Source organism: Longimicrobiaceae bacterium (assembly GCA_035936415.1).
Taxonomy (GTDB): Bacteria; Gemmatimonadota; Gemmatimonadetes; order Longimicrobiales; family Longimicrobiaceae; genus JAFAYN01.
The window spans coordinates 1-5,367 of the sequence record DASYWD010000153.1 but is presented as its reverse complement, the minus strand read 5'-3'; the positions used below and the strand labels follow the sequence as shown (position 1 = coordinate 5,367).

The 5,367-nt window shown below is 74.2% G+C and carries 4 protein-coding genes; 2 read left to right on the top strand and 2 right to left on the bottom strand.

The window, feature by feature from the left end; translation table 11 throughout:
* Positions 1–36: 36 nt before the first annotated feature.
* The gene (locus VGR37_05950) at positions 37–573 is read right to left on the bottom strand and encodes a DinB family protein (GenBank protein HEV2146922.1); all 537 of its coding nucleotides are present in this window, start codon (positions 571–573) and stop codon (positions 37–39) included.
* 107 nt (positions 574–680) lie between these two features.
* A complete protein-coding gene (locus VGR37_05945; protein HEV2146921.1) occupies positions 681–1,775 on the bottom strand; it encodes a heme o synthase in 1,095 nt (364 codons plus the stop codon).
* A gap of 261 nt (positions 1,776–2,036) precedes the next feature.
* Here VGR37_05945 and VGR37_05940 point away from each other — a divergent pair, with 261 nt between their 5' ends.
* Positions 2,037–2,999, top strand: coding sequence for a COX15/CtaA family protein (locus tag VGR37_05940; protein ID HEV2146920.1), 963 nt, complete (start codon positions 2,037–2,039; stop codon positions 2,997–2,999).
* A 179-nt stretch (positions 3,000–3,178) separates the two neighbouring features.
* Positions 3,179–5,367: zinc-dependent metalloprotease (locus tag VGR37_05935; GenBank protein HEV2146919.1), on the top strand; the 2,189-nt coding region annotated here is incomplete at its 3' end.

Below are 5,367 nucleotides of genomic sequence, written 5' to 3'. Positions count from 1 at the left end.
CCCGCACGGGAGGAGGGGCCTTCGCTTTCTCCGGGGTCAGGCGCGGAGCTGGCGCGTGTGGTGCTCCACGTGCACGGCGCAGAACCGCAGCGCCGTCCGGAGCGGGAGCGGGCCGAAGTAGGGGTGGCTGATGGTGGCGCCGCTCCCGAGCGCGGCCTCCATCCCGCGCTCCGTCTCGGCCGCCAGCGCGCGCAGGCGGCCGAGCACCTCCGCCCGGTCCGGCGTGTCGGCGGCCGGGCGGATCTCCCGCGGGGCGGAGGCGCGCAACGGGAAGCTGCGGTGGAAGAGCATGTGCGGGAGCACGGTCCAGCGGAAGACGCGCTGCTGCCAGGCCGGGACGCGCGGCCGGACCCCCTCCCCGCCCCGCAGCTCCCCCAGGATCGCCGCGTAGCTCCGGGCCAGGTGGTCGGCGACCTGGCCCGGGGACCACTTCCCCCGCGCCCGCGGGCGCGCCCAGGCCTCCTCCGGGACGGCCTCGGCCTCGGCAACGCACCGGGCGATCGCGTCCTGGTGCTCGCGCACCGCGCGCTGCCACTTCGGATCGTCTGCGGGCGCGGGCGCGGGTGCGGGCATGGCTGCGCGGGGGTGGCGGTTCGGGAGGGAGACGGGACGGGCCCCTGCGAACGGGGCCGCCCCCTCGGAAGAGGAGCGGCCCCGGAAGCGCCGGAAGCCCGGAAGGATCAGCGGCTCACGCCCGCCGGGACGGAAACGTCCGGGCTGCGGAGGACGACCATGTCGCGTACGCCCTCGCGCTGCCCCGGCACCACGCCGTCCACGGCCATGGCGCAGAACAGCAGCGCCAGGTACAGCAGCGAGTTGCGGTACAGCGCCCACGCGGGCCGGGTGAGGCTCGCGGAGCGGAAGAGCCGCACCACGTCGAAGAGGAACCACCCGCCGAGCGCCGCCGCGGCCACACCGTACACCGCGCCGAGCCCGCCGTAGGTGACCGGCACGAGCGTCACGACGATGAGGAGCGCGGTGTAGACCACCATCTGCCGCATGGTCTGCCGCTCGCCCCAGACGTTGGGCGCCATGGGGACGCCCACGCGGCCGTAGTCCTTCTGCTTGACCAGCGCCAGCGCCCAGAAGTGCGGCGGGGTCCAGAAGAAGACGATCAGGAACATGTACAGCGAGGTCAGCGTCACCTCGCCGGTGGCGGCCGCCCACCCCACCAGCGGCGGGAAGGCCCCGGCCGCCCCGCCGATCACGATGTTCTGGGGGGAGGTGCGCTTCAGCCAGCGCGTGTAGACGAAGACGTAGAACAGCAGCCCGCCCAGCGCGAGCACGGCGGCCAGCAGGTTGACGAGGGCCGCGAAGAGGACGAACGCCGCCGCCCCGAGCGCCACGCCGAAGCCGAGCACGTGCCCCGGCGAAATCCGCCCGCTGGGAATGGGGCGCAGTGCGGTGCGGGGCATGCGGGCGTCGATGTCGCGATCCATGTACATGTTGATCGCGTTGGCCCCGCCCGCCATCAGGTAGCCGCCCAGCATGGTCCAGAGCAGCGCGGTCCCGTCCGGCCAGCCGCGCACCGCGATGAACATGGGGGCGGCGGTGGTGAGCAGGAGGAGCGAGATGATCCGCGGCTTGGTGAGCGTCACGTAGTCACGGAGCCGCTGCCGGATCCCCCCCGACGCGCCCTGGCGCCAGGCGGCGACGCCGGCGCGCTGGGTCCCCGTGGTCATCCCGTCCGCGGCGAGGGCCGCGGCGCTCGACCCGGTGAGCGGGGTGGAGCCCGGGAGGACGTCGCTCACGGCCGTGGCGGCGATGTCTTGCATTCGTGCTCGTTTGCGGGTGGCGTTCCGGCCGCGCGGGGGGCCGGCCCGGAAGCCGGAGAATATACACCTCGCAACACCCTGCGCCAAGCGGAGGACGCGCCGTCCGGGCGATCCCCCACGGCTCCGTGGGGAGATTCCCCACGGAGCCACCCGGACCCGCGGGGGCCGGCGTCCGCGAGGTTGCCTGATGCGCCGCGGATCGCTTTATTTTGCAGCGCCGTAGCGCCTCCCCCCGCACACGCTCACCGAGACACCGGACCGATGAAGCTGACGCCGTTCGCGAAGTTCGCCTGGGGCGTGCTCGCCTACAACCTCGCCGTGGTGGCGTGGGGCGCCTACGTGCGCGCCACCGGCTCGGGGGCGGGGTGCGGCGACCACTGGCCCCGGTGCGACGGCGAGGTGATCCCGCGCCTGGCGAGCGCCGAGCAGGTGATCGAGTTCACGCACCGGGTCACCAGCGGGATCGCCGCGCTCCTGGTGCTGGGAATGCTGGTGTGGGCGCTGCGCGCCTTCCCCAGGGGGCACGTGGTGCGCCGCGCCGCGGCGGCGTCCATGGTGCTGATGGTGATCGAGGCGCTGCTGGGGGCGGGGCTGGTGCTCTTCCAGCTGGTGGCGGACAACGCCTCCGGGTACCGGGCGTTCTCCATGGTGGCGCACCTGGTGAACACCTTCTTCCTCCTGGGCGCCATCGCGCTCACCGGGTGGTGGGCCTCCGGGGGGCGGCCGGTCCGCCTGCGCGGGCAGGGCGCCGCGGCGGCGCTGCTCGCGGTGGGGGTGGCGGGGATGGTCGTGCTGGGGGCGTCCGGCGCCATCGCCGCGCTGGGCGACACCCTCTTCCCCGCCACGTCGCTGCGCGAGGGGATCCGCCAGGACTTCTCCCCCACCGCGCACTTCCTGCTCCGGCTCCGCATCTTCCACCCGGCCATCGCGCTGGCGGTGGGCGCCTACCTGGTGCTCGCCGCGCGCCTGGTCGCCCGCCTCCGCCCCGGGCGGACCACGCGCCGCCTCGCGCTGGCGCTGGCGGTGCTGTACGCGGTGCAGATCGGCGCCGGCTTCCTGAACCTGGCGCTCCTGGCGCCGGTGTGGATGCAGCTGGTGCACCTGCTGCTCGCCGACCTGGTCTGGATCTCCCTGGTGCTGTTCGGCGCGAGCGCGCTCGCCGTGCCGGAAGAAGCCGCCCACCCCGCCCGCCCGGTGCGAGAGCAGGCTCCAGCGCTGGCCTGACCCCGAAAAGCTTGTGCGGAGGGAGACTCGCCGGCAGTTTGGCGAGGCTCCCGCAGCCGGAGCGGAGACACCGGAGCGGCTTCCGGTGGCTCCACGACCCGCGGAGGAGACAGGCCGCCGTCTGGCCTGGCTCCGGAGCGGCCCCACACGCGCAGTGCCACCCCCGCCCGCGACACCGTATGACCCGAAACGCAATCCGGAAGACGGCGCTCGCCGCCGCGCTCGCCGTGCTGGCCGCCTGCGCTCCGACGCAGCGTCCCGCCCAAGCTCCCGCCCCGAGCGGACAGGCCGCCGCCCCGGGCACCTTCGCGGGGAAGACCGCGGGGCTGGAGCGGCACGACGGCTACTTCCCCTTCTACTGGGACGCCCGGAGCGGGAAGCTGCTCCTGGAGGTGCCGCGCGTGGGCGAGGACTTCCTCTACCTCAACTCGCTGGCGACCGGGGTCGGCTCCAACGCGCTGGGGCTGGACCGCGGCACCATCGGCGACGGCGTGGTGGTGCGCTTCGAGAGGCACGGCCCCAAGCTCCTCCTGGTGCAGCAGAACACCGGCTTCCGCGCGGTGAGCGCCGCCACGCCGGGGGAGACGCGGGCCGTGGTGGAGTCGTTCCCGGTGTCGGTGCGCGGCGCCTTCCCCATCCAGGCGGAGCAGGATGGGCGGTTCCTGATCGACGCGACGGATTTCTTCCTCCAGGACGCCTTCGGGGTGGCGGCGCGGATCCGCCAGGGGCAGCAGGGCGACTTCCGGCTGGACCGCGACCGGAGCACCGTCTACCTCCCGCGGACCAAAGCCTTCCCGATGAACACGGAGGTGGAGACGCTCCTCACCTTCGCGAGCGACAACCCGGGGCCGGAGATCCGCCGCCACACGCCGGACGGGCGCTCGCTCTCGCTGCGGCAGCACCACTCGTTCGTGGAGCTCCCGCCGCCGGGGTACGAGCCCCGCGCCTTCGACCCGCGGGTGGGCGTGAACCCGCTGACCTTCTTCGACTTCAGCCAGCCCTTCGACGCGCGCTACCCGCAGCGCTGGATCGCGCGCTGGCGCCTGGAGAAGAAGGACCCGGCGGCGGCGATGTCGGAGCCGGTGAAGCCCATCGTCTACTACCTGGACCCGGGCGTCCCCGAGCCGTACCGCACCGCCTTCCGGGAGGGGGCGCTCTGGTGGAACCGGGTGTTCGAGGCGGCGGGGTTCATCGACGCCTTCCGGGTGGAGGACCTCCCGGAGGACGTGGACCCCATGGACGCCCGCTACTCGGTGATCCAGTGGGTTCACCGCACCGACCCGGGCTTCTCCATCGGGCCGTCGTTCCGCGACCCGCGCACCGGGGAGATCATCAAGGCGGCGGTGCGGATGGACTCGTACCGTTCGCTCACCGACTACAACATCTTCGCCGGGGCGCTCCCGGCCATGCAGGTGGGCGAGTGGGTGGGCCGGCTGGACCCGCAGGCGGACGCGGAGGCGTTCGCAATGATGCGGCGCCGGCAGCACGTGGCGCACGAGGTGGGGCACACGCTGGGGCTGGCGCACAACTTCATCGCCTCGGCGGACGGGCGCTCGTCGGTGATGGACTACCCGGGGCCGCTGATCCGGCTGAGGGACGGCCGGATCGACGTATCGGAGGCGTACCGCGCCGGGCCGGGGGCGTACGACACGCTGGCGATCCGCTTCGCGTACATGCAGTGGCCGACGCCGGAGGCGGAGGCCCGCGGCCTGGCCGAGCTGGTCCGCGCCGCGATGCGCGACGGGGTGCGCTTCATGGCCGACCGCGACGCGGACGAGGCCGGGAGCATGGCCGAGGTGACCCGCTGGGCCCTGGGGAGCGACCGGGTGGCGGAGCTGGAGCGGACGATGGCGGTGCGCCGCGTGCTCCTGGACCGCTTCGGCACGGCGGCGATCCGCCCCGGCGAGCCCATGTGGCACCTGAGCGAGCGGCTGGCCCCGGTGTACCTGCACCACCGGTACGCGCTGGAGGCGGCGGCCAAGGTGGTGGGCGGGCTGGAGTACACCTTCGCGCTTTCGGGCGACGGGCAGGTGCCTGCGCGCGTCGTGGACCCGGCGGAGCAGCGTGCGGCGCTGAACGCCATCATCCGCGCGCTCCAGCCGGAGGCGCTGGCGATCCCGGAGCGGGTGGCCGCCATGATCCCGCCCCCGCCCTACGGCTACGGCTCCAACGCTTGGTCCTTCGCCTCGCCGCTCGGGGGTGCCTTCGACCCCGTGGCGGCGGCGCAGTCGCTGGCCGCGAGCGTCGTGGACGGCCTGCTGCACAGGGAGCGCGCGGCGCGGCTGGTCTCCTTCCATGCCCGCGACGGCGCCGCGCCCTCGCTGCACGAGGTCATGGCGCGCCTGGTCCAGGGCACCTGGGGCCAGCC

Bases quoted from the DNA above. Each gene is read 5' to 3' on its own strand.
- VGR37_05945 (HEV2146921.1), bottom strand. From the start codon at position 1,775: ATGCAAGACATCGCCGCCACGGCCGTGAGCGACGTCCTCCCGGGCTCC.
- VGR37_05940 (HEV2146920.1), top strand. From the start codon at position 2,037: ATGAAGCTGACGCCGTTCGCGAAGTTCGCCTGGGGCGTGCTCGCCTAC.
- VGR37_05950 (HEV2146922.1), bottom strand. From the start codon at position 573: ATGCCCGCACCCGCGCCCGCGCCCGCAGACGATCCGAAGTGGCAGCGC.